The following is a 23,697-nucleotide window of genomic DNA, read 5'->3' as shown; positions in this document are numbered from 1 at the left end:
TTTCTATATTATTAATATTAATTATCATGGATTTGAATCAGTTCACTTCCCTCTCAATTCATCCTTAGCTTTGAAACCATAATAAAATGTATTTAAAACAAGCTCTGCAGCAGATTTTTTAGCCACATTTCCTTCATGTACCTGTTCCCAGGTATGGAAAAGCAGAGCATAAAGCGTATTCAAAATCCATTCACTGCTAACTGTTTGCTGAAAGTAACCTCTTTGTTGTAGCAATTCAATAACGCGTCTTAAGGGTTCCCTCAGCTTCTCTTCTGCTTCACCTAATTCTTTGTTGTTAAATACAGATGCATCATGACCTAGAAAATAGATTTTGTCACCTAAAGGGATTAACGCTTCAATGAGTTCCGGGATATAGTTTTCGCTTCTTTCCTCATCCAGTGGAATCTGGTTTACAGTATCACTTACCAGTTGTATAGCCCGATGGCCCAAGAACAGCATCAATTTCTCCCTGCTTTCGACGTAGCGATGGAGTGTAGCAATTCCAATTCCCGCATATTCCGCAATTTCATTCATCGAAGCAGTAGGATTTTCAACAAGCAATATAGTAGCTGAATCAAGAATTGCATTAAATCTCGCTTCCTTCAACGCTGACAAGTCTTTCTTCATCGTCAATCTCTCCCTTTTTCTGTATAAAGTCGTCATTTTTGATAGATAAATATATCATTTGATATTATAATAAACAATCTCAAATAAAGTGTCCAGCTGCTGAATGTAGCTTTTCAAAAAGAATTATATTACTGAAACTGATAGCACTTTGAATGTTTCATTTTTAGCATTTCATTATTTAGATAACGATGAAGAAATTAAATTCTTTAATGTAATAAATACAAGAGCCAAAGGAAATGGTACGAGTTACTTTCTGCATAAAGTTATCGGTTTATTTTAAAATTCACTTCCGGGTATTTGGTCATCAGCCTTTTAAGGATGGAGCCTTCATCCTTCTGTTTTACATACTGGTCAAAAAATGCCAGACTGAATTCGTTGATAATACGATGAACTTCCTTTGGATTTTCACCTGGGCTCTGCAACACAGGGGAGAACAAATGTAAATCAGTGAAGCTTGTATGATCCGTATGAGGAATGAGCATTGACATACCACCACCAGCTAACCCACGTCCGTATCGCTCCCTCACTTCATAGGGATCTGCTTCATCAGGCTCTTCTGCACTCATGAGCAGAAACGGTTTTCCAATTCCATTTTCAGGAAAAATTTTCCCATAGAATGTACCATCCATATTGATAGCTGCTTTGACACGAGAATCTTTTGCAAGTATTTGTGCTGCGGTAGCTCCACCGTAAGAGTGGCCAAACATTCCAATTCGCGATGTATCCAGTCTTCCTGTAAAGAAGCCGGTCTCATCGTTTTGGTTAAGTTTCTCTATCTGATTAAGGACAAAGCTGACATCTTCCTCCCATAATTTTATGTGGCTATCCCCTTCATCAGTTAAATTGATGGGCTGTACGTAAGCAGTTCGACCATCTGGAAAGACGGTAGCTGCAGCATCAAAGGTATGATCGATACTTAGAACAATGTACCCTTGACTAGCCAACTCCTCAACTTGAAACGTGTTTTGATTACGAAAACCATTAAAACCATGAGAGAAAAGTAATATGGGATAGTGATTCTCTGAGTCTGAGAGTTGTAAATCCATAAACGAATGAGACTTTACCAATTCCATGTGGCTGAATGCAAATGCAGGAATGGACAATGTTTTTTCCAATCCCTTGGAGAGCTCATTTATGTTACGAATATAAGGTTCTCGATTCCCCTTGCTTTTTTCAGCTGCAGGATACCAAATTTGCACCATCAGTTCGCGCCGATCGGTTGGATTTTTCGAATATGGTTCATTTCTCTGATGATCAATCCAATGATATACCTTCGTACCGACCCTATGTGGTCCAGTTGGTTCTTCAAATGAAAATACTGGCATAAGTAAGGGTAGCGCAACTGCTACAGACAAATAGATACATAGCAACGAAGTCTTAACTATGAATATACCCGAACTTCTAAAACCCTTTTTCCGCCCAGTTAATAAATAGCATAAAATTAAGATAACTGGGGATACATATGCCGGAATCATCTGCCACCTAAAACCTTCTGCCAATAACTGAACTGTAACCATTACAACGGCAACCAAAGTAGCTAATTTAGACCACTTTTTCGTTTCCCGGCCTACTAACAGTACCCAACTCAATAGACTAAAATTTACAATTATCAAAACAACTTCCCAGAAATTCATTGGCCTATCTCCTTTGCATGCATTTTACTTCTAATTAAAGAGCTAGTTTTCAGCCTGAGCAAAAGCAGATGAAACACCTATATAGTTGCACCGATTATGCTAATCGCTTCATCCACTCTACTCCTTTCTTCAAATTAAAAACTTAAAATGCCCAGCTACCTTTACGGAAAATTGGTTCTACAGTTCCATCTGATAGAATACCGTCGATGTCCATCTCACTGCTGCCAATCATAAAGTCCTCATGTGTTACTGAAATATTTGCACCTAACGTTTCAAGCTGATCGTTTTCTAAATCTCTTCCACCCTCTAAGCAAGTTGGATAAGCTTTACCAATCGCTAAATGGTTCGATGCATTTTCATCAAACAATGTATTAAAATATAAAATTCCCGATGCTGAAATTGGTGATTCATGTGGTACAAGTGCTACTTCACCTAAATAGCAAGAGCCTTCATCCACATTAATAAGCTCTTGTAATAAATCATGTCCTACCTGTGCTTCAGCTTTAACAATTTTTCCTTCTTCAAATGTCAGTTTAAAGCCATCGATAATATTCCCTTGATAAACTAGTGGTTTTGTATTGCTTACATAGCCATTTACACCTTGTTTCATCGGTAACGTATAAACCTCTTCTGTCGGCATATTAGCCATGAAGATAGTATCATCAGGAGTTTTACCACCTCCAGTAATCCATTTATACTGTGGTGCTAATGCAATTGTTAAATCAGTACCTGGCGCTGTATAGTGAAGCTTCATATATTTTTTATTGTTCAGTAGGACCGCACGAGATTCTAAATTTGTTACATGTTCACGCCATTTTTCAATAGCACTGCCTTCACCAATACGAACAGCTTTAAAAATAGCCTCCCATAATGCTGGTACTTGATCCTCAGCTGCTAAATCCGGGAACACCTTCGATGCCCACTTTGGTGAAGGAACTGCTACCATCGACCAAGCTATTGAATCCTTCATTACGGCGTTGCGATTGTTTCTCAGAGCAGCTCCTGCTACCTTTTGATAGGTAGCTAGACGCTCAGATGAAATACCTGTAAATTTATCAGGATCTGTAGCATCTATCATTAATAGTGCTCCTTTACGTTCGATCAGCTCATCATTCATTTTGACTATCCACTCTGGGAAGCGATTAAATTCTTCATCTGAGGCATAATCAAAGTAAGCACGTTCCATTTCTTCATCCGAAAAATTAACATGAACACGCCCTGCCCCAGCCTTATAAGCCTCTTTGACAACTATACGGGCGAAATCCAATGCATCTACTGATGTATTGACTAATAAGTATTGCCCTGGTTGAATATTAACACCGATTTTCACCGTAAGTTCTGCATATGCTTGTAATTTTTCTTCAAAAGTCATATTATTTACCTCGCTTTTATCAAATTGGTTTTGAATTCCTCTCACTAACCTGCTTTTATACCATACTTTCTGAACAGGCTTTCTCAGAATTTCTCTTGCCTATTTTTTACGTTTTTCATCAAGACATGATAACAACTAATGGATTTTTTCTACTACTCATATATTTACTTTCTAAACTTTGATTCAATTAATATTAGTTTGTTTTTCAAAAAATCTAATCGAAGGTATCAAACATTACATAAAGTTATAGAGTTCTTTATTGTGAAAGCTCACTCATTTCTTCCCAACCTTTTCAATGCTGCTGCACCTAAAGGCTTACCATCAATGGGACGTTTAACATTCTCAATCACTCCTTTATCTTTACAAAAGCATTTTTGATAGATAAACATATCATTTGACATAAGATTAAATCATTTTGAACGAATTATCAAGCCGTAAAATTTAATTTTTAAAAAAATTCAGTAAAAAACCTATATGAAAATGGATTCTATCAAAGGGAGCGATAACGGAAAAATTTTTACGCACACATGGATACGAAATTACTACTCAAAAAAACCCCCTTACATTTATCTGCAAGGGGGTTTTCTTTTTATTCATTTTGCAAATAAACAAACGTGTTTCCACTTTACCCATTTTTTCATGTTTACATTATCCTATCTAGATGAAGCTATCTCCTAGAGGTAACGCCACATGCCCATCAAGTTAAGAGTTAAATTGCCCCCATAGAAAGGAAAACTGAATCGGATTGTATGAATAATTATGAAGAGATAGAATTTTCCTTTTGGAGATATTTCAAAAGTTTAGCTTGATGGGTATGTGAATCTCCTCTCTATAACAAATATTTTTTAGTAAATGTTAAAAATTTTACGGGAATGTAATTTTTTAACATTTTAATTTTTCTCAATTGTATAACTTTATTTTTGAACTATACTTAATTCGTAATCCCAAAATTAGGAAAGGAGCTTTGAGATAGGACATTTATCTTAATTGTTTACTTAGAGGAGTGATTAAAAAAATCAATGAAGGTAATGTGTTTCTAAATTAATCAGGAAGGGAACTTGAAGTGTTACTATGCTTTTTTTTACTCATCTAAAAATATCATCAACATTTTTTTATAAGTGTGAATTTAAAAAATCCACTTTCGGCATTAGTGAAAAAACTGATATTTCGTATGTAAGTAATAATGAATTTTAACGAAGGGACTGATCTATATGAACAGAAGAAAGAATTGTAGATTACAAAAAACTATAAAGGTGTTTGCAACATCTGCTATTTTAGCAACCACGTTATTTACACCTATTATGTCAAACAATTTAGATGTACATGCTGAAACTGCACAAACTGCAACTCAATTTGAACAAAGAGAGTTTGACCTTCCAGGTACAGGAAGTTTTTGGGATGAAGCAAAAAGAGAAAAAAGAAGTGAGCAAAAAAATTATATGCCAACAGGCATATATGTGAAGCCTAATGAACAGGTTACAATTACAGTATCAGGAACGCAAAAGATTAGAGCCATTATTGGGACACATCAATATGATAAAGAATGGGGAAAAGAAATTGATCTTTCTCCGGGCTCTAATACTATCTCTTCACCAAACGGCGGCGTATTAGGGTTAGATAATTTTCAAAGCACAGGAACAGTTAAGGTGCAAGTAACGCAAGGCGGTAGCCCTATTCCTTTCTTTGTATTAGGGAAACACACAAAAGCAGACTGGATTGCCATGATGAACAACTATCCAAATGCACATGCAGTACAATTGAAATCAGAACGAGCGGTGCTAACTGTAACTCGTGATAGTGCCAATAAATATATTGTAAATCAAGATCCTGTGCCCCTATTAAATAAATATGATGAAATGATTCGAGCGCAAGACAAGTTAGCAGGGCTATCTGAAACAGATCCTAATCCTTTACATCGTTCAACTCGTCGTATTTGGGCCTTTGTAGAAAATCCTAACGCACAAAGTTGGGGCATGTATGCAAGTTGGGATGGAGCCGTCTTTACGACTGCTGGTGAAGCTATCAAAAGCACTTTAAATGTCAATGAGTTTGGGTGGGGACAAATGCATGAAGCGGGACATGCACGACAACAATATCCATGGACGTGGAATGATTTAAGAGGTATGGGTGAAGTAACTAATAATCTATATTCTTTAGCTGCATTCAAGAAAATATACCCAAATATACCAACACGTTTAGATACAGAGGGAGATTATAATAGAGCTTTTGCGTATTTAAAACAAACAAATAAGGAATATAAAAATATTGACGACCTGTTTGTAAAACTTGTTATGCTTTGGCAACTTCATTTGGCATATGGGGATGATTTTTATCCAAATCTCCACAAATTATATCGTGAGATACCAGAGGATCAACTTCCCAAAACAGACGAGGATAAAATACAGGCATTTATTTACAATACATCGAAAATAGCAAAACAAAATGTACTGCCATTCTTTGATAAATGGGGATTAAAAGCAACACAAGAAACGAGACAAAAAGTAGAAGCTTTAAACAACCCAACATTAATTGCACCTATATGGGAAGCGACGGATGCTAAACCTGTTAAACCACTTGCTGTATTGTCAAAAAAAATAATGAAGGCAAGTGCAAATAGTGAGGAATCAACGGGCTCAGCTAGTAAGGCGATAGATGGAAAAACAGATACATTTTGGCATAGTACTTGGACACCAAATCAATATCCTTACAATTTGACACTAGAACTTGGTGATACACGTACCATTTCACAATTGGCATATCTTCCAAGGCAAGATTGGTCAGAAAATGGCCGTATTTTAACTTACAATATTTATACGAGTGTAGATGGCATTACGTATGACAAAATATCATCAGGAACATGGGAAAATAATAGTGATAAGAAAACGGCAACATTTACCCCAGTTACTGCAAAGTATGTAAAAGTGGAAGTAACGAAAGGACAGAATGGATTTGCTTCAGCAGCTGAAGTAGATATTTTAGGGTATTAATTATTTTCACTTGTAAATGAGTATATGATCACAGGGTGGATTTTGAAATATTTTGAGAATCTGCCCTGTGATATTTTTTGCGTATTTCATGTTCTGTTTTCACTTTATAATTTCTGATAGGAAATTAAGTGAATAAGTTTCACTTAATACTAATAAAGTAAAAGTCTATAATGATTCTTTAAAAATTTATTTCTCAAAAAAACAGGATAAAAAAATAAACAGCAGAACTAGTCCACTGTTTACTTTGCCACACCTTCATGTAATTTTTCTGTATAATCCTTTACATCTTTCCAGCTATCTTTCGCTGTATGTAAATCTTCTTTTATAAACGTAAACTCTTCCGGACTAATTCCTTTTACGTTTTGTAGTAAATTATTATATTTTGCACCTACTGTATACCATTGATTTGATATGTTTTGTAGTGCTGTAATTGCTGCATCAATTGTTTCTGTCATGTTTGTTGTTTTATTTTTTACATCAGTCAAAATTACGACTTCTGCTTGTGCTCCTGAAATTCTATCTTTTAAATTGGCGATTTCTCTTTCTGCATTTGCGATATCTTTTTTCGCAACCGCAATCATCGGCCCGCCAGCAAGACATGTTATTAGAGCTACGCAAAGTACGCCACCAGCAATGACCATATCATTACTCTTTTTAATCGAATCGTTATATGTATTTATTTGTTGCTCTAGAGCTGGAATACCAGCATTCGTACTTGCCAATATCGATGTTAACTGATTTGTATCCTCTTTGAAACTATTTGTATCTTTCGCCATTCTATCGCGAAAAGCTTTCAAATTTCCTAATAATCCATCTACCTCATTTTGATTCTTTACAATATCCGCATACAACTTTTCTAAATCCGCTTTTAATTTCCCGCTATCCTTTTGATCAATCGCTATTAACATGTCATTATAATACGATTGAAAAGTATTATTGTAATTTATAATATTTTGATCTGTTTTCATAATTTGAGGCTTCATATTATTTAACCAATATGCTGCATTAATTTTTGCATCTCTTTGATGCTGAATCATATTCCCTTTAAATTCACTATTAATCGAACTTATTTTACTTAAATCCGTCTCTTGTTGATTTTGAATTAATTTTGCATATGAATCCATTGCAAATATGCTTGATGTCGTTTGTGCCATTACATCTTGGAATCCTGCTGGTCCAAGAGAATAGTTTTTCACATTTTCTTGTAGCACCGTTACATTTTGTTCTGCTGCAAAAGGATGTAAAGGAAATGCGTTACTCGTTGCCACCCCAGCAATCATTACCGCTAAAAGACATTTTTTATAAAATCGTTTCTGCATATTTTTCACCTATTCTCTTTATAAGGATATCAAAAGCTCCTGCTCACAACTGAACAGGAGCTTCAAATCATTCATCAACACTTAACGCCCTAACGATTCGTATTCGATTATGCTTTTTTCGTATCTACTACTTTAATATCTTCAGCATAAATCTTTTCTGCATAGTCTTTAATGTTTTTCCAGCTATCTTTCGCAATGTTTAAATCTTCTTTAATGAAAACAAGATCGTTTGGACTAATTGAATCCACATTTTGAAGTAAAGAATTGTATTTTGATCCCATTGTATACCATTGGTTTGAAATGTTTTGCAACGCTGTAATTGCAGTATCAATCGTATTTGTTAAATACTCAGTTTGTGTTTTAATGTTCGTTAACCCAGCTACTTCTAATTGAGCAGTTGTAATTTGTCCAGTTATTTTTTGAATTTCAGCTTGTGCATTGTCAAGTTCTTTCTTCGCCAATACGATACCAGCTGTACCACCGCCTACAGCTGCTGCGCCACCTGCAATTAATGCTACTCCTAGCGGTGTTCCTGCGCCCGTAGCAATAACTACTGCACCACCGATAATTGCAATTGGTCCTAGAGCTGTCGCAACAGATGAACCGATAATAATTGCATTATATTTACTAATTGCTTCATTGTACGTTGTAATTTGATTTTGTAATAGTGGAATCCCTGCATCTTGACTAGCTAATATAGATGTAATTTGATTTGCATCACCCTTGAAGTTTTGCGTATCCGAAGTCATTTTATTTCGGAATTTCTTCAAGTCTTCTACTAACTGATCCACTTGCGCTTTATTTTCATTAATACTACTTGATAATCTAGTTAAGCCTTTCGTAAGAGTTGCTTTATCCTTTGCATCAACTGCAGCAACTAAAGCATCATAATAGTTTTGGAATTTCGTATTGTAGTTAATGATATTTTGATTCGTTGAAATAAGCTGTGGTTTTAATACATCTAACCATTGCTTCGCATTTCCTCTCGCTGTATCTTGATGCTGAATGACTTTTCCTTTTAAAGCCGCATCAACAGATGATACATTACCAAAGTTAACATTACCTTGTTTAATAATTGTTAAAGCGTACAGATCCATTACTAAAGCATTTGAACCTGTTCTTTCCATTGCATCTTTTAAGCCTTCTGGTCCTAATGAGTATTCTTCATAGTCATTATAAGCTTTTGCTACCGCATGAACTGGAGCTTGTTTCACTGTACTTTCAGCTGCATACGTATGAGCCGGCATAATATTTCCTGCTGCAAATACTGCCATAAGTGCTGATAGAGCCATTACTTTATAAGGTTTTTTTGTCATTTTTCTTCTCTCCCTATATCGCTAATTATTTTTCTGTTTAATGTACTTCAACGTTTGTAACGTAATCTTCAAATTGATTTGTTTGCTTATTCATTTCATCACTTACTTTTTTAATTTGATTGAAATGTTTTTGAAGTAAACTACTGTCTGTATACGTGCCTTCTTCAACATTTGTTTGAATTTGAATCATATTATTATTTAAAACTTTCCAATCCGTTAATAACGTTTCTAAAGTTATAATTTGACGATCAATTAATTCTGTAAAGCTATTTACTTGATCTTCAACGAATGTAATTTGAGTCGCCTCTGCTTCAGTTTGTGATAACTTTTGAATAAGTGGCAATAACTCTTTTTGCTTTTGTTGAATGCGAAGAGCTGCTTCTCTCGTTTGACTATCTGCAGCATTTACAATTTCATTACTTAAAGTACCGATAGAAACAAAATCGATTGTTTTCGTTTGTGCAGTTTGATTTGTGATTGTAAATACTTGTTTACCGATATTAATAGAACCTTTAATGATTTCTTGAGGTCTATTCAAAATAGTAGTTAGTTCAGCTTGAATTTCCCCTTGAATTCTTTTAATATCTTCTCTTAATTTCACAATATCTCCACTTGATCCTTGCAGTGTTTTTATTGCTTCATCGGCTTTAATTGATAAGTTGTTACTATCTTTGTCTAATACTGTTTTAAATCGATTTAACTCTAATAAATCTTGCTCCATACTCTCTTGGATGCTTTGTACTTGCAATTGTAATTTTCCATATGCACTCATAAAATCTGCTTTTGCTTGCTGATCTTCATTTACGTTTCCTGCTAGTTCATAGAGCTTACTATAATAGCTATTAAATCTAGTGCTGTATCTCATCATTTCTTGATTTAAGTCAATTAGCTTCGGATTATATTCATCAATCCATTCTCGTACATTCGCCTTTGCAAACTTTTGATGATTCGTTAAGCTACTCATCGCATTTACCTTAATGTCTGGCTGTTGCAAAATAATTAATCCGTATGCTTGAATAAGCGGTGATTGTGATCCTAACATTCTAATTGAATTGGATAATGTATTTGGAGCAATTACATTTTGCGCATATACTGTTTTCACTTCTGTTTGCCCCTCCTTAGCGTAAGCGCTTACAGGAATGAAGCAACTCGTAGATACTGCTGTAACCAATAACCCTGTAATTAAAGTCTTTTTCACTTTAACTCCTCCTATGTATTAGCAACTATTACTATCGCATTTTATTATTCTATTTTCTTGCCCATAATTTGAGATGATTAAAATAGAGAACGTTCTCACCGTGATCCATGTATGAACCACCTCTCTCGTATTGCTACAGTACTTACTTATCGTCACAAAACATTTTATTATTTTTCATATGTGTTTAGTATGAATAATATTGTATAAATTTTCTATTTCATCGAAATTCCCACATTCACACAGTGAATATATTACGTAAAAATATTATTCATTTTTAACTAAACAACATGCGTAAATATGAAATTTCGTTTTGTTTTCATATATGTTTTGTACTGTAAGGTCATTTAAACACAGCTGTTTATATAACGTAAAGAAGTATTTTCATTCCCTTTATTTTCAAGCTTTCATGTCCTTATTTCAAAATATAATCCGATTCACTTTATTGATTGAAATATCTACATATCACAACAGAAAACACTACTTGCAAATAATAGATAAAATTATATCTATATAATTTTTAAACCCATATGCAATTATGCATAGCATATACACAAAAAGGATAGCTTCATTTTCACGAAGCTATCCTTCAAAAATCTTCTTATTTTTTCAAATGATATGGAACTGTCGTAATAACAACATTTCTTTTATAAAGTAAATACGCACGTATGAGTAAACTGGATTGATTATGAAGAATGTTATGCCAACCTTTTTTCGGAATGAACTGTGGTATAACGACCGTAACGCGGTAATTCGATTCACTTGCCTTATACTGCACTGTATCAATGAATTTCGTTAGCGGCTGAATAATACTTCTATAATGAGAATGTAATGTAACAAGCCTTACTTCAGGTTGCCACACCTTCCATTTCTCTTCAAATTTCTTTTCCTCTTCTCTGTCAAAAGCAACATATACAGCGATAACTTGATCTGCAGAAAGAGATTTCGCATAGTTCAATGAATTTTCTACTACATGCGTCATACCTGCTACAGGAACGACAATTACATTCCCCTCAATTGGAATAAGAGGTTCACAAGTTTTTAAACTTAATTGATCACCCACTGCATCATAATGCTTCTTAATTCGATGAAACAAGAAGATAATAGCAGGTAAGAAAATAAGAATCGACCAAACTTGTGCAAATTTAGTTAAAAAGAACATGCTCATTACGATAAAACTAATAACTGCACCAATTAAATTAACCGTTAATTTTAAAGCCCATCCTTCAGGTTTTTCACGAAGCCACTTTAATACCATCCCTGTTTGAGAAAGTGTAAATGGAATAAATACACCTACTGCATATAACGGAATTAAATGTTCTGTTTGTCCTTGGAAAGCTACAATTAAAATAATCGAAGCAACTCCAAGTATTATAATACCGTTTGAGTAACCTAGACGGTCTCCTCTAATCGTAAACATTCTCGGTATGAATTTATCTTTTGCGAGGTTAACCGCTAATAAAGGAAATGCAGAATAGCCTGTATTAGCTGCGAGAATTAATATTAAAGCTGTTGTACCTTGTATGAAATAGTACATGAAATTACGTCCAAATGTTTGTTCAGCAATTTGAGAAACAACTGTTACTTCTTTACTCGGCGTCACTCCGTAATAATAAGCTAAAAATACAATTCCTGAAAATAACACAGCAAGTAATGCACCCATTGCAAGCAATGTTTTTGCAGCATTGTTTGGCGCAGGATCTTTAAAGTTCGGAATTGCATTTGAAATTGCTTCAACACCTGTTAAAGCAGAACTACCTGATGCAAATGCTCTTAACAGTAAAAACAAACTAATGCCCGCAACCGGCGTTCCGATCGGCGTGTGTAAAGTTGGTGAAACGTGACCAGTCAAAATATTATATATGCCTACACCAATTAATATAAATAGTGCTAAAACAAATAAATAAACAGGATATGCTAAAACGGAAGCTGATTCCGTTACTCCTCTTAAATTTAAGATGGTAATAAATATAACAAATATAATCGCAATGATTACATTATGTGCATGTAAACTAGGAAAAGCAGATGTTAGCGCATCTGTACCTGCAGATACACTTACCGCAACAGTTAAAATATAGTCGACTAATAAAGATCCTCCAGCAATTAAGCCTGGATTCATCCCTAAATTTTCTTTTGATACAACATACGCTCCCCCGCCATGCGGATAAGCAAAAATAATTTGACGATAAGATAAAATAAGGGCTGTCAATAATACTAATACCCCAACAGCGATCGGAATGGAATACCAATAAGCGATCGCTCCCACACCTGCTAAAGCAATTAAAATTTGTTCTGGACCGTAAGCAACTGATGACAATGCGTCAGAAGATAAAATAGCTAAAGCTTTCGTTTTATTAAGCTTTTGTTCTCCAAGCTCTGTTGATTTTAACGGTCTTCCAATTAAAAATCTTTTAATAGATGAAACCAATGCTGTCCACTCTCCAATAATTTTGTACGAACTTTTCTGCTTGTTACAGCCAGTAAACTATTTCTTCAGAAAACAAAAAATGTCTACAAGCCATAGCGAAATAGACTTGTAGACATTATTTTTTTTGTCGCACAAGCTCCACCTTCCTTCTCAATATAACGCTTACGAGGTTAGCTGTCGGATTCGGGCCTATGAGTAGCCCTACCTTTTTCAAGGATTCACCCCATCGGATTATGTACTAATCCGTAAAAACGGGTCCCCCGTACCATGCGGTTTCAGCGATTTAGAAAATTGAAACTGTGGATTATAATACTCCTTTATTTTCAAAAAGTAAACAAAAATTTTTAATAAGAAAAAAATTAAAATGATTGCGCATAATCCGCTGAGAAATATACATAATGAATATTAAAAATCCGCAAAGGAGACCCATATGTCTAAAGAAAAGAAGCCTATTTTTTCCGATTCATATTTAGATGCAGTAGCAAATGAAATTAATCAGTTATATGGTAAACGTGAACAGGAAATAAATTTGACAGATAGAACGAAAAGAAATAAATAATTTGTCATACAAAAAAATAAAAAAGATAGCAATACACTTATATATTGCTATCTTTTTTATTTTTTCATACATCTAATTCTATTACAGATTTGTTAAAGGTCATCTCTTCATACACCTTTAAATTTTGATATATAGATTCTAATAATGGTGCCGCTATAGAAAATTTCTCTGCTACATCCAGTAAATATCCTTGCAAGTGCTTCCCTTCAATAAACGAACCCTTTTCCATATCACGTTGCATTGATGACTTCATATCATACGAAATTTTATCAATCGTTTTCATATGTTCCTGGGCAATATTAGCCTTTACTGGAGCTCCTAATACTCTCATGATTTGTACAGATTCCTCAAACACATTACGGATAAAATCACGGCCGCCTTCACTTTCACGGATTGGTCCAATTGGTGCACGCATTAACGTTGTCACACCTGACATTACAGTAATAAATAAATATTTATGCCACATATCTTGCGTAATATTTTCACTTAAAACAAAACTAGACTTCGTACCTGAAAATGCTTTAGAAATATACTTTACTCTCTCTGAATTTTGAGACTTAATTTCTCCAAACACAAGTCTGTTGGCAGCGCTAGTTTGTACAATTTCTCCTTGATCGTTTAACGTCGTCTCGATAAAGCATAAACCGCCAATTACTTTTTCTTCGCCGAATTCTTTTTGTAGTAGTGATAAATGAGCGATACCATTTAACAATGGAATGATTACAGTATTATCGCCAACAAACGGCTTCAAATCTTGAATAGCCTCGTTTAAGTGATACGCTTTTGTTGAAAATAAAATAACATCAAATTGAGAAGTTCTCTCTTCTTTCGTTATTAATTTCGGTTGGAAGGAAAAATCCCCGTTAACACTTCGGATTACAAGTCCTCTTTCCTCTAATTGTTTTTTCCGTTTACTACGAACAAGAAACGTGACATCTTCTCCCTTCTCGACTAATCTGCCACCAAAAAATCCTCCGACTCCACCAGCGCCTAATACTAAAATCCTCATACAGCATGCCCCTTTTCAAAATACAATTTTATAACTTTTAGTATACATAACATTATACATGTCCTCTACTAAATAAGCTGAATTTTCACTCTCAATTGAGTATAAAAGAGTGGTTATTTTCAAATAAATTTGGGCATGTTGTTTCTATAGCATATATGGAAAGGAAACAATGTAGATGGAGGCAATACAAGCAATTGAGGAAAAAGGTGTAGCAACAGCTATATTTCAATTTTTGTTCCCGTTTTCGTTTAAAGCTGGATATGAACAAGATATGTTCCCTTTCTTACAAAAAAACGATTTTCGTCCTTTTCGGCTCGATCATCTCGATGATGAAAATACATATTATGGGGAGTTTAAAGTTTCACATCAAAATATGGAAGCATACTATCTTTCATTTACAAATAAAATTCTCTTTCCTCATTCAGAGCATCAAAAGGGCTTGCAACGTTATTCAAAGGACCTTAACTTAACTGGACATTTAACAACAAACCTTATTTCAATTCCATTCAAGATACACTCTATTGATGTAACACTTTGTCCTTATGAACTTGGCTTCTTAACAATTCGAACAGAAGTAAACACTGCTCCAAACATGACTTTATCTGAAGCAATCGAATTCGCTGCTCGCTTCCGTGTACTTGAAACTAAAAATGATACAAATGAGACTATTTGTATTGAATGTAACGGGAAAAAGTATTCCCAAGTTGAAAAATTCATTTTTGGTTATTTATTTCATGGTGTAACTGATTTCTTTGAAAAGAAGAGATTAAGAAGTTCATACTTTCAAACCTTCCCTTTCTTTGAAGACCAAAGAATGTACGTTCAAACTTTATTGTCACTAAAAGAAGGTATGGAACTTAATGAAGTAGATGTTTATCGTACTTCTAGTCTTTCCGGATTAACAAGTGATGGTAAGCCCTATGTGAGTGCAAATAACCTTCCTTACATTCATGACTATTTAAAAAAACACGCTTACCAGAGATGGGCTCCAAATCGTTATTTCATAATGGAAGAACATATTTTTACATGTGTAACAAATGAAGGAGAACGCGAAATCTCTAAACTTGCTAGTCAAATGTTCGGAGAATTTTATTATGCTTTATTATTAAACCTATTTCATAAAATTGTTTTATTAAAAATGGCAAACGCCTATGCTGAGCTAAACATTGAACAAGATACTAATGAAATAGAGAAATTAATTTATTCGATCAATTCGTTCACTGCTAATTATTTTTCTTTAGAATTAGTATCCCAATCACAAAGTGAAGATATTTTCTTTCGCTTAAGAAAACTGTTTAATATTGAGGTTCTATACTCGAACGCGAAACAAAATCTTGATAGTTTGTTTAAATATCAAGAAAATGTCGCCTCTAAAAAAGATAGCCTTTTATTATTAATTTTAACGCTCTACTCTGTAGTGGGCCAAATGTTAGGGTTTACTATGATTGACCTTTTAAGAAACACCGATTCAAACAAAATATCGTCACCTCTTGAATTTTTCGCTCTATTAATTGCTATTAGCGGCATTGTCATTTCACTTATTTTAGGAGCCCAAAGTTTATACCAATGGGGTCTACAGCATAAACAAAGAAAAGCTTGGGTAAAACAAACGGTACTGTCTGCTGTAAAAGAAAAAGAGGATAAAAACTAAAGAAGGTTATTTTCAAATTCTTGGTGTGCTACAGTAAGTGAAATTTTTATCAGCGATTTTTTAAATATATCGACTTACCGACAAAAAACGACAAATGACAGGACTGGATAATAAAAAAAGGGTACTCCAAAATAAAACTTGGAGTACCCTTTTTATTATACGAATTCAGCTTACTTCCCTGCTTCGATTTTCTCTAATGCAGCAGCTACTTGTTCTTCAGTTAATTCATGTTGTATTACATAGCGGTTACGTGGGCTTACACGACATTCATGAGAACATGCACGTAAATATTTCGCTTCGTTTTCTTCAGAACATAAAATTTTCTTATTACATTCTGGATTTGAACAGTTTACATAGCGCTCACATGGTTCACCTGTAAAGTGATCTTTACCAACGATAACATGTTCTTTTTGGTTTACTGGAACAGCGATACGTTCATCAAACACGTAACATTGTCCATCCCAAAGCTCACCTTGTACTTCTGGATCTTTTCCGTACGTTACAATTCCGCCGTGAAGCTGACTTACATCTTCATAACCTTCACGAACTAACCAACCAGAGAATTTCTCACAACGAATTCCACCTGTACAGTATGTTAAAATCTTTTTACCTTCAAGTGTTTCTTTGTTTTCTCTAATCCAATCTGGTAATTCACGGAATGATTCGATATCAGGTTTAATCGCGCCTTTGAAGTGTCCTAAATCAAACTCATAATCATTTCGTGCATCAATGATAACTGTATCTTCTTGTTTCATTGCCTCATAAAAATCTTTTGGCTCTAAATACTTCCCAGTTATTTCGTGTGGGTTAATGTCATCTTCTAGACGAAGTGTAACTAATTCTGGACGAGGACGTACGTGCATTTTCTTGAATGCATGCCCTTCTTCTTCATCTATTTTAAATACGATACCATCAAAACGTGGATCATTATTCATTGCTTCCATGTATTTCTCTGTTTGCTCTACAGTTCCAGAACAAGTTCCGTTAATACCTTCTTTTGCTACAAGAATTCTTCCTTTTAATTCAAGTGAATTACAAAATTCTAAATGCTCTGCAGCAAATTCTTCTGGGTTTTCAATTGTTGTGTACATGTAATATAGTAATACTCTGTATGGTTTTGTAGTTGCCAATGTATTTCTACCACCTATCTAATTTTTAAAATCATGTATAAGTTAACGTTCATATCAAAACATATATAATAAGAAAATGAATCCCATTTTCTTTTCTTTATACTATTTTCTATCAGTTAACAAAAATAAAAAACAAGATTACACATCATAACACTATGGTTATGTTGTAATCCCAATATATTATATATCATACAATTGCAATTCCATCAATTAATATGCTGTATTATCAGCTTTATGTTCACATAAATTTCAAAAACAGCCCTTTAATTCACTATGTTTCCCCATGTCACCACACCATAAACTCCCAATTCATTTTACATTATCACACCATCCATTGCATAAAGGCATATAATTTGCATTAAGGAAACTTTCGTGTTCAAATGAAATTATCACATAACATATTTAAATGTATTGAAATAATGAGTAAGAATAAATACAATAATTTCATCAAGTTAACATTTTAAAGGGGAAAACTACTATGAATAAAGATATAACAAAAGATAAACATCTCCCTTCTGAAAGTACAACTGTACAATCAGCTCACTTAGCTTTAAGTGGAGAAACAAAAGGCTGGAAAAGACTGTTACCATTTTTAGGACCCGCTTTTATCGCGTCCGTTGCTTATATTGATCCTGGCAACTTTGCTACAAATATCGCAGCTGGTTCACAATATGGATATTTACTATTATGGGTTATACTCGCTTCTAACTTAATGGCTGTATTAATCCAAACTTTATCGGCTAAATTAGGAATTGCTACAGGAAACAATTTACCCGAAATAGCTCGTGAAAACTTTCCAAAGCCTGTGTCTATCGGCTTATGGATACAAGGTGAACTAGTTATTATGGCTACAGATTTAGCGGAATTTATTGGAGCTGCATTGGGGCTTTACTTACTATTTGGAATCCCGATGCTACCTGCCGCTTTAATTACAGCAGCCGGATCATTTATTATCCTTGAATTTCAACGTAGAGGATTTCGTCCACTAGAAGCTATTATTACAGGAATGATTTTCATTGTAGTAATTGCTTTTGGGATTCAAGTTTTTTATGCAAAACCAGAATTAAGTCCCCTTCTTTCAGGACTATTTATTCCAAAATTCCAAGGTGTAGACAGTATATTACTTGCAGCAGGGATTTTAGGTGCGACAGTTATGCCGCATGCAATATACTTGCATTCTGCATTAACACAACGCCGTGTGGTCGGAACAACTGACGAACAAAAGAAAAAGATTTTTCGTTTCGAATTTATCGATATTATTATTGCAATGGTTATTGCTGGAGCAATTAATGCGAGTATGTTAATTGTTGCAGCTGCACTATTTTTTAAAAATGGCTTGCACGTTGAAGATTTAGATGTTGCTTACACTCAATTTACCAATTTAGTAGGTCCTGTATCGGCTGCATTATTTGGGATTGGACTTTTATCAGCAGGACTATCTAGCTCTTCTGTCGGTACAATGTCGGGTGATATTATTATGCAAGGTTTCATTCGCATGCATATTCCGTTATATTTACGCCGATTTATTACAATGATTCCACCACTAGTAATTATCGCTTTAGGTGTAAATCCAACTTACGCTCTAGTTATGAGTCAAGTTGTCTTATCATTCGGTATTGCATTTGCACTTGTACCACTTATTATGTTTACAAGTAATAAAAAGATTATGGGTGCACTCGTTAACCACCGTATAACAACATTTATCGCATGGATAATTGCTGCTCTCGTTATCGTTTTAAATATCTTCTTACTGTATCAAACATTTGTAGGGTAATGAAAGAAGAAGGCTGTCCCAAGATTATTTGGAGACAGCCTTCTTCTTTTGAATTATAAATTTTCATCATCTATTCACATGTCACACCGTGCTTTCAACAAATTTTTCAAACTCTTCTTCCTCCTCAATAAATGGAAAATGATTACTGTATTCAAATGTCGACATTATTGCATTTGGCATAAGTTCGGCTACTTCTACTGCAAATTCATGAGGACACTGTGCATCATAAATTCCAGCATAAATACGGGCTTGTATATTTACATTCTCTAATTGTAAACGCACATCAAATGTAGGTAACTCCTTATAAGAAAAATAATCAAGACGTTTTGAAACTGTTTTACCGCTGTTCGGTCTAGTAATCATTTGATCATAAGCTGATTCATTATATAAAGACATCATTGTCCATTCTTTGTTTACGGCACGCCTCTCATCAATTGTAGAAGCCGTGTCCCTAAGTACTGCAAATATTTCTCTTAAACGAGCATTTTGATTATTATCTCTACAATAAATACTATTTTTGTGATTTATATACTCAGCTGATGCACATAATCCGCCAGCTATAATTTTCACAAGCTTCTCCGGACACATTATCGCATACTGTAAAGCAAGCATTCCACCAGTCGAATGACCTGCATACGTCCAATCTTCAATATTTAATGCTTTACGTATCGCCTCTAAATCACGTACTGCATCTACCATTCCTAGATTATATTTAGTGGTGTCATGTGTAGAGTTTCCGCACCCTCTTAAGTTTATAAGATACACTGTGTAATGATTCGTAAATGCCGAAGCAAATAAGTTACCCTTGCCATTAAACTCACTGTATAAATGCGTTACACACAGTGGTTTTCCTTCACCCTTTTGAAAATACTCAAATCTCCCTCTATCAGTTTCAACATAATACTTCTCCCACATTAGCGCTTCCCCCCTAATTCCCTTTTATATATTCTCCTTTTTCCGGCATCATGAAACCATTTTCAGTTCGAAAGTAAAGTGGCAATCCTTCCGCAAAAAACATACTTACCTTGGACGGATTTTGCCTTTGATGATGAATATGTAAATGCGGCTCACTTGAACTTCCTGAGTTACCGACTTGAGCAAGAAACTCTCCTTCATTTACACGTTGTCCTTCTCTCACATTAATTGATCCTTTCTTTAAATGGGCAAGAATTAAAAATGTGCCTGTTTCATCTAGTCGTAAATAAATATGATTCCCAGCCATTGACTGAAAATTATCCGATCCCGGAACTAAATCTTGTTCATTATTATTAATTGATACAACCGTCCCAGAAGCTGGTGCCATTACTTTCGCTCCATATATTCCGTAATCCTCTAACTTACTACTTTTCACTTCAGCAGGTGGAATGAGAATATCATATGCCCACCTTTCATTTGGTTTTATAACGTGATAGTTCGTTTCTAACCGATCACCACCCCAACCTATTAATGCTCGTTCATTCAAAGGAAAACGAACTACTGCTTTAGGACTCATAGATTGTATATCTGCTGGATAAGGAATTCTACCTATATTAGCAAACCAACCGACAGGCCAAGCTCCAATGATAGAAAACAGAATGATTAAAAATAGCGTTCTATCTATCCGCTTTCTAAAAATGCCTTTCCAAAAAAATATTATTACTGATCCTATCAAGAGGAAAACTGAAATAAAACTAAAAGCCTGAATACTCCACCAAACAAAAACTGATGTAACACCATTAGCTGCATAAACTAAGATCCAACTTATAATTAAAAAAGAAACTATAATTACTAATAAAAATTTCTTCCACATGTCGCATCCCTACTCTCATATCTTTTTTCTCAATGATACAAAGTAAAAATTACGACATATAAAAGAAATACTTACGACTTTCTTACTTTTTTATACTGCGGTAATTTCACAGTAAAAACTGTTTCTTTATCGTTACTACGTACAGTGATATCCCCTTGATGGAGCTCGGCTATACTTTTTGAAATTGCAAGTCCTATTCCTTTCCCGCCCATATGAGAACTACGTGATTTTTCACTACGATACAACTTCTCAAAAATGTAAGGAAGGTCCTCTTTCGGAATGCATTGTCCAAAATTTTTAATTTCTACTTCAACATTCATTGTTTTATTGAAAATTTCAATTGCAATTTCCTTTCCATCTCTCCCGTACATAATACTATTGCCTATTACATTTTCAAATAGTCTCACTATAAGTGCCACATCAACTTCTACATGTAGCACTTCATCATTTTTAATATAAAAGTTCATATTGGCATCATCTAATTGTGGTACAAAGTCAATCATGATTTGTTCAATTAATGCTTTCATATCTACTTCATCTTTATGTAATTCAATCTCTCTATAATTTATTTGACAGTATTCTAATAAATCATCTACTTGATGTTTTAATTCATAACTTTTTCGCTTTAATATACTTACATACTGTTCACATTCTTCTCCATTCGAATGGAGTTTATTTCCTAACAGGTCCGCATAACCGATTAAAGATGTTACTGGCGTTCGTAAGTCATGAGAAATATTACTAATCATTTCAGTTTTCATTTCCTGTGATTTTTTTTCATTCTCGATAGACTCTTTTAAGCTTTTGGCCATTCTATTTACATTCGTCGCTAATTCGCCAATCTCGTCATTTTTTGAAATAGGTATATGTACTTCAAAATTACCATTACTTATTTCCTTCACGTTCTTATTAATTTCAGACAATCTTTTCATCATTGTTTTTGTCATACATGCAAAGTATGTCGTAGTAAAAATCAAAAAAACTATAAAGTATAAAAATGAATATCTTTCCTCTAATGCAGTAACATGACTATATATATTTCCAATTAAAATTTGAAACACTATTATACTTACAGTTGCTAACAAGATGCTACATATGAATGCGATAAAAAACTTAGCTCTAATGCCTTGTAATGATTTAATCTTCAATTTTATATCCGACTCCCCAAACATTTTGAATAAACTTCGGTTCTTTTGGATTCTCTTCAATTTTATTTCTCAATCTTGCAATATGAACCATTACTGTATTATTACTTTCATAGGCTCTTCCGTTCCAAACGCTCTCATATATTTCTTCAATCGTGAACACACGGTTCCTTGCAACTGCCATTAAGTGTAAAATTTCATATTCAGTTTTCGTAAGATTCATTGTTTCTCCATATAACATTACTGTTCTCGACACTTCATCTATTTCTAAACCTCTAATGTTTATTTTCTTTTCCATTACTTGGGGAGCATTTTGATTGAAATATGTATACCTTCTTAATTGGGCTTTCACTCTTGCTATAAATTCAATTGTACTGAACGGCTTCACAATATAATCATCTGCCCCAGTACTAAATCCAATTACCTTATCTACATCCGATGATTTCGCGCTTAAAAACATAATTGGTAAACTATGTTTCTCTCTAATCCTTCTACAAAGTTCTATACCATCCATTTGAGGCATCATAATATCCAAAATAGCAAGTTGAATACTGTTATTATTTATTATTTCTAAAGCCTCTTCTCCGTTATGAGCACTAAAAACTTTAAAACCTTCTTGTTTTAAATTCACATTAATAAATTGAATAATATCTTTATCGTCATCTACAATTAATATCGAATTTTTTTCCATTTCCAAACCTCTTTTTTGAAATATATTCCACATCTAAGTTTATCATAAATCAAATCTACCCTTACACCTTGAATAATCTTTATTTTCAGATTAAATTATATAATAACAAATACATTCTATTTTCATGTGAAAAGGAGCGAAAATATGTTTCCTTTATTAAAAACTGAAAGACTCATTTTAAGAGAACTTACCGAAAAAGATGCACCACGTATACTACAATGCTTTTCTAATACTAATGTACTGCGCTATTATGGCCAAAAACCGTTACAAGATGTTGATCAAGTGAAACAAATCATTCATAACTTTAAGTTGAGTTACAATGCAAGAAGCGGTATAAAATGGGGAATCGAATTAAAAGACAAGAAAGAACTCATCGGTACCATTGGTTTTCACGATTGGTCTTCTGAGCATAAACGAGCCAATATAAGTTATGCACTTCTGCCTGAATACTGGGGAAATGGATATGCCACTGAAGCAATTTCTGAAGTTATATCATACGGTTTCCACACACTTCATTTAAAACGTATCGGTGCAATTGTCTTTCTTGAAAACGAAGCTTCAAATAAAGCGCTATTGAAATTAGGTTTTGAAAAAGAAGGCGTTCTAAAAAATTATATGTATCAAGATGATATCCCATATGATACGAATTTTTACGCTTTATTAAAATCGATTTAATAGAATTCATGTGTAAAAAACTTGTTTTAGTACAATAGATATAGGTAGTGAATTTTTAATGAAGGATGCTAAGTACTATACATTATATAACATTAAAAAAGGGCTATGAGTAAACTTTTACTCATGCCCCTTTTTATGTTCTTTTTCTGTTTTCGCAATGCTTTTGGAATATGTACGCAAAAGGCTCACTTTCCATTTAATCCCCCGTCATCGCATATGCTCTAGAACGAGATTCCCCACAAACATACCGAAACTCAAAAATACCACACTTCCCCTTATCCTTATCTGGATTACGAAGGTTTTGAAACACAGGGGAGTTTCGATAAATTTCAGCTAGCGATGTTGTTCTAATGTTCCCGGTTTTAATTACCAATACCTTATTTGGATATGTTTCTC

18 protein-coding genes, 1 pseudogene and 1 riboswitch are annotated in these 23,697 nt (G+C 34.1%); of the genes and pseudogenes, 5 read left to right on the top strand and 14 right to left on the bottom strand.

The annotated features are described in order from the left end of the window. Positions 1-42: 42 nt before the first annotated feature. The 3 genes from ACO6VI_RS10995 to ACO6VI_RS10985 all read right to left on the bottom strand — a co-directional run bounded on the left by ACO6VI_RS10995 (position 43) and on the right by ACO6VI_RS10985 (position 3,633). The gene (locus ACO6VI_RS10995) at positions 43-627 is read right to left on the bottom strand and encodes a TetR/AcrR family transcriptional regulator (RefSeq protein WP_000710981.1); all 585 of its coding nucleotides are present in this window, start codon (positions 625-627) and stop codon (positions 43-45) included. 263 nt (positions 628-890) lie between these two features. After that, entirely contained in the window at positions 891-2,261 is a 1,371-nt protein-coding gene (locus tag ACO6VI_RS10990) for an alpha/beta hydrolase family protein (protein WP_161519788.1), read from the bottom strand. 142 nt (positions 2,262-2,403) lie between these two features. After that, entirely contained in the window at positions 2,404-3,633 is a 1,230-nt protein-coding gene (locus tag ACO6VI_RS10985) for an aminopeptidase (RefSeq protein ID WP_000141973.1), read from the bottom strand. A 1,211-nt stretch (positions 3,634-4,844) separates the two neighbouring features. Between ACO6VI_RS10985 and ACO6VI_RS10980 the strand changes: the two genes are divergently transcribed. Next, positions 4,845-6,620: a M60 family metallopeptidase gene (locus ACO6VI_RS10980; protein ID WP_001081793.1), complete on the top strand. Its 1,776-nt coding sequence runs from the start codon at positions 4,845-4,847 to the stop codon at positions 6,618-6,620. A gap of 239 nt (positions 6,621-6,859) precedes the next feature. On the opposite strand, the gene nheC is transcribed toward ACO6VI_RS10980, so the two are convergent. The 4 genes from nheC to ACO6VI_RS10960 all read right to left on the bottom strand — a co-directional run bounded on the left by nheC (position 6,860) and on the right by ACO6VI_RS10960 (position 12,878). After that, a complete protein-coding gene (gene nheC, locus ACO6VI_RS10975; protein ID WP_001171992.1) occupies positions 6,860-7,939 on the bottom strand; it encodes a non-hemolytic enterotoxin NHE subunit C in 1,080 nt (359 codons plus the stop codon). Positions 7,940-8,046: 107 nt separating this feature from the next. Beyond that, entirely contained in the window at positions 8,047-9,255 is a 1,209-nt protein-coding gene (nheB, locus tag ACO6VI_RS10970; protein WP_161519787.1) for a non-hemolytic enterotoxin NHE subunit B, read from the bottom strand. 37 nt (positions 9,256-9,292) lie between these two features. Continuing rightward, positions 9,293-10,453 (bottom strand): non-hemolytic enterotoxin NHE subunit A, encoded by a 1,161-nt coding sequence (gene nheA / locus ACO6VI_RS10965; protein ID WP_023521684.1) that lies wholly within the window; start codon positions 10,451-10,453, stop codon positions 9,293-9,295. Between the two features lie 598 nt (positions 10,454-11,051). Next, positions 11,052-12,878: an APC family permease gene (locus ACO6VI_RS10960; protein WP_000254899.1), complete on the bottom strand. Its 1,827-nt coding sequence runs from the start codon at positions 12,876-12,878 to the stop codon at positions 11,052-11,054. Positions 12,879-13,022: 144 nt separating this feature from the next. Then, positions 13,023-13,169, bottom strand: a riboswitch (cyclic di-AMP (ydaO/yuaA leader). Between the two features lie 139 nt (positions 13,170-13,308). Here ACO6VI_RS10960 and ACO6VI_RS10955 point away from each other — a divergent pair. Further along, positions 13,309-13,437, top strand: a complete 129-nt coding sequence (locus ACO6VI_RS10955) for a hypothetical protein (RefSeq protein ID WP_000031873.1) — start codon at positions 13,309-13,311, stop codon at positions 13,435-13,437. A gap of 64 nt (positions 13,438-13,501) precedes the next feature. On the opposite strand, the gene panE is transcribed toward ACO6VI_RS10955, so the two are convergent. Continuing rightward, positions 13,502-14,446 (bottom strand): 2-dehydropantoate 2-reductase, encoded by a 945-nt coding sequence (panE, locus tag ACO6VI_RS10950; RefSeq protein WP_063547060.1) that lies wholly within the window; start codon positions 14,444-14,446, stop codon positions 13,502-13,504. A 175-nt stretch (positions 14,447-14,621) separates the two neighbouring features. Here panE and ACO6VI_RS10945 point away from each other — a divergent pair, with 175 nt between their 5' ends. Continuing rightward, positions 14,622-16,097, top strand: a complete 1,476-nt coding sequence (locus ACO6VI_RS10945; protein ID WP_078993432.1) for a hypothetical protein — start codon at positions 14,622-14,624, stop codon at positions 16,095-16,097. 170 nt (positions 16,098-16,267) lie between these two features. Here the strand turns inward: ACO6VI_RS10945 and ACO6VI_RS10940 are convergent, their stop codons facing one another. After that, the gene (locus tag ACO6VI_RS10940; protein WP_061666774.1) at positions 16,268-17,227 is read right to left on the bottom strand and encodes a rhodanese-related sulfurtransferase; all 960 of its coding nucleotides are present in this window, start codon (positions 17,225-17,227) and stop codon (positions 16,268-16,270) included. A gap of 478 nt (positions 17,228-17,705) precedes the next feature. On the opposite strand from ACO6VI_RS10940, the gene ACO6VI_RS10935 reads away from it, so the two are divergent. Then, on the top strand, positions 17,706-19,001 hold the full coding sequence (locus tag ACO6VI_RS10935) for an Nramp family divalent metal transporter (RefSeq protein ID WP_023521681.1): 1,296 nt from the start codon (positions 17,706-17,708) through the stop codon (positions 18,999-19,001). Between the two features lie 81 nt (positions 19,002-19,082). On the opposite strand, the gene ACO6VI_RS10930 is transcribed toward ACO6VI_RS10935, so the two are convergent. From ACO6VI_RS10930 to ACO6VI_RS10915, 4 genes are all read right to left on the bottom strand, one after another. After that, on the bottom strand, positions 19,083-19,916 hold the full coding sequence (locus ACO6VI_RS10930) for an alpha/beta fold hydrolase (RefSeq protein WP_023521680.1): 834 nt from the start codon (positions 19,914-19,916) through the stop codon (positions 19,083-19,085). A gap of 13 nt (positions 19,917-19,929) precedes the next feature. After that, entirely contained in the window at positions 19,930-20,790 is an 861-nt protein-coding gene (locus ACO6VI_RS10925) for a M23 family metallopeptidase (RefSeq protein ID WP_065483170.1), read from the bottom strand. A 71-nt stretch (positions 20,791-20,861) separates the two neighbouring features. Then, the gene (locus ACO6VI_RS10920; protein ID WP_176544604.1) at positions 20,862-21,962 is read right to left on the bottom strand and encodes a HAMP domain-containing sensor histidine kinase; all 1,101 of its coding nucleotides are present in this window, start codon (positions 21,960-21,962) and stop codon (positions 20,862-20,864) included. Continuing rightward, positions 21,928-22,626 carry a response regulator transcription factor gene (locus tag ACO6VI_RS10915; protein ID WP_065483165.1) on the bottom strand — a complete coding sequence of 233 codons (699 nt, stop codon included), beginning with the start codon at positions 22,624-22,626 and terminating at the stop codon, positions 21,928-21,930. Before ACO6VI_RS10915 ends, ACO6VI_RS10920 begins: the two co-directional genes overlap by 35 nt. A 144-nt stretch (positions 22,627-22,770) precedes the next feature. Here ACO6VI_RS10915 and ACO6VI_RS10910 point away from each other — a divergent pair, with 144 nt between their 5' ends. After that, the gene (locus ACO6VI_RS10910) at positions 22,771-23,301 is read left to right on the top strand and encodes a GNAT family N-acetyltransferase (protein ID WP_078993434.1); all 531 of its coding nucleotides are present in this window, start codon (positions 22,771-22,773) and stop codon (positions 23,299-23,301) included. A 92-nt stretch (positions 23,302-23,393) separates the two neighbouring features. Here the strand turns inward: ACO6VI_RS10910 and ACO6VI_RS10905 are convergent. Beyond that, positions 23,394-23,689 (bottom strand): annotated as a pseudogene (locus ACO6VI_RS10905) (hypothetical protein); the annotation flags it as partial. Positions 23,690-23,697 lie beyond the last annotated feature (8 nt).

It is taken from the genome of Bacillus sp. PSXD-155 (assembly GCF_049310765.1).
GTDB lineage: Bacteria > Bacillota > Bacilli > Bacillales > Bacillaceae_G > Bacillus_A > Bacillus_A cereus.
The sequence above is the reverse complement of the archived record's forward strand: the minus strand, read 5'-3'. Positions and strand labels throughout refer to the sequence as shown.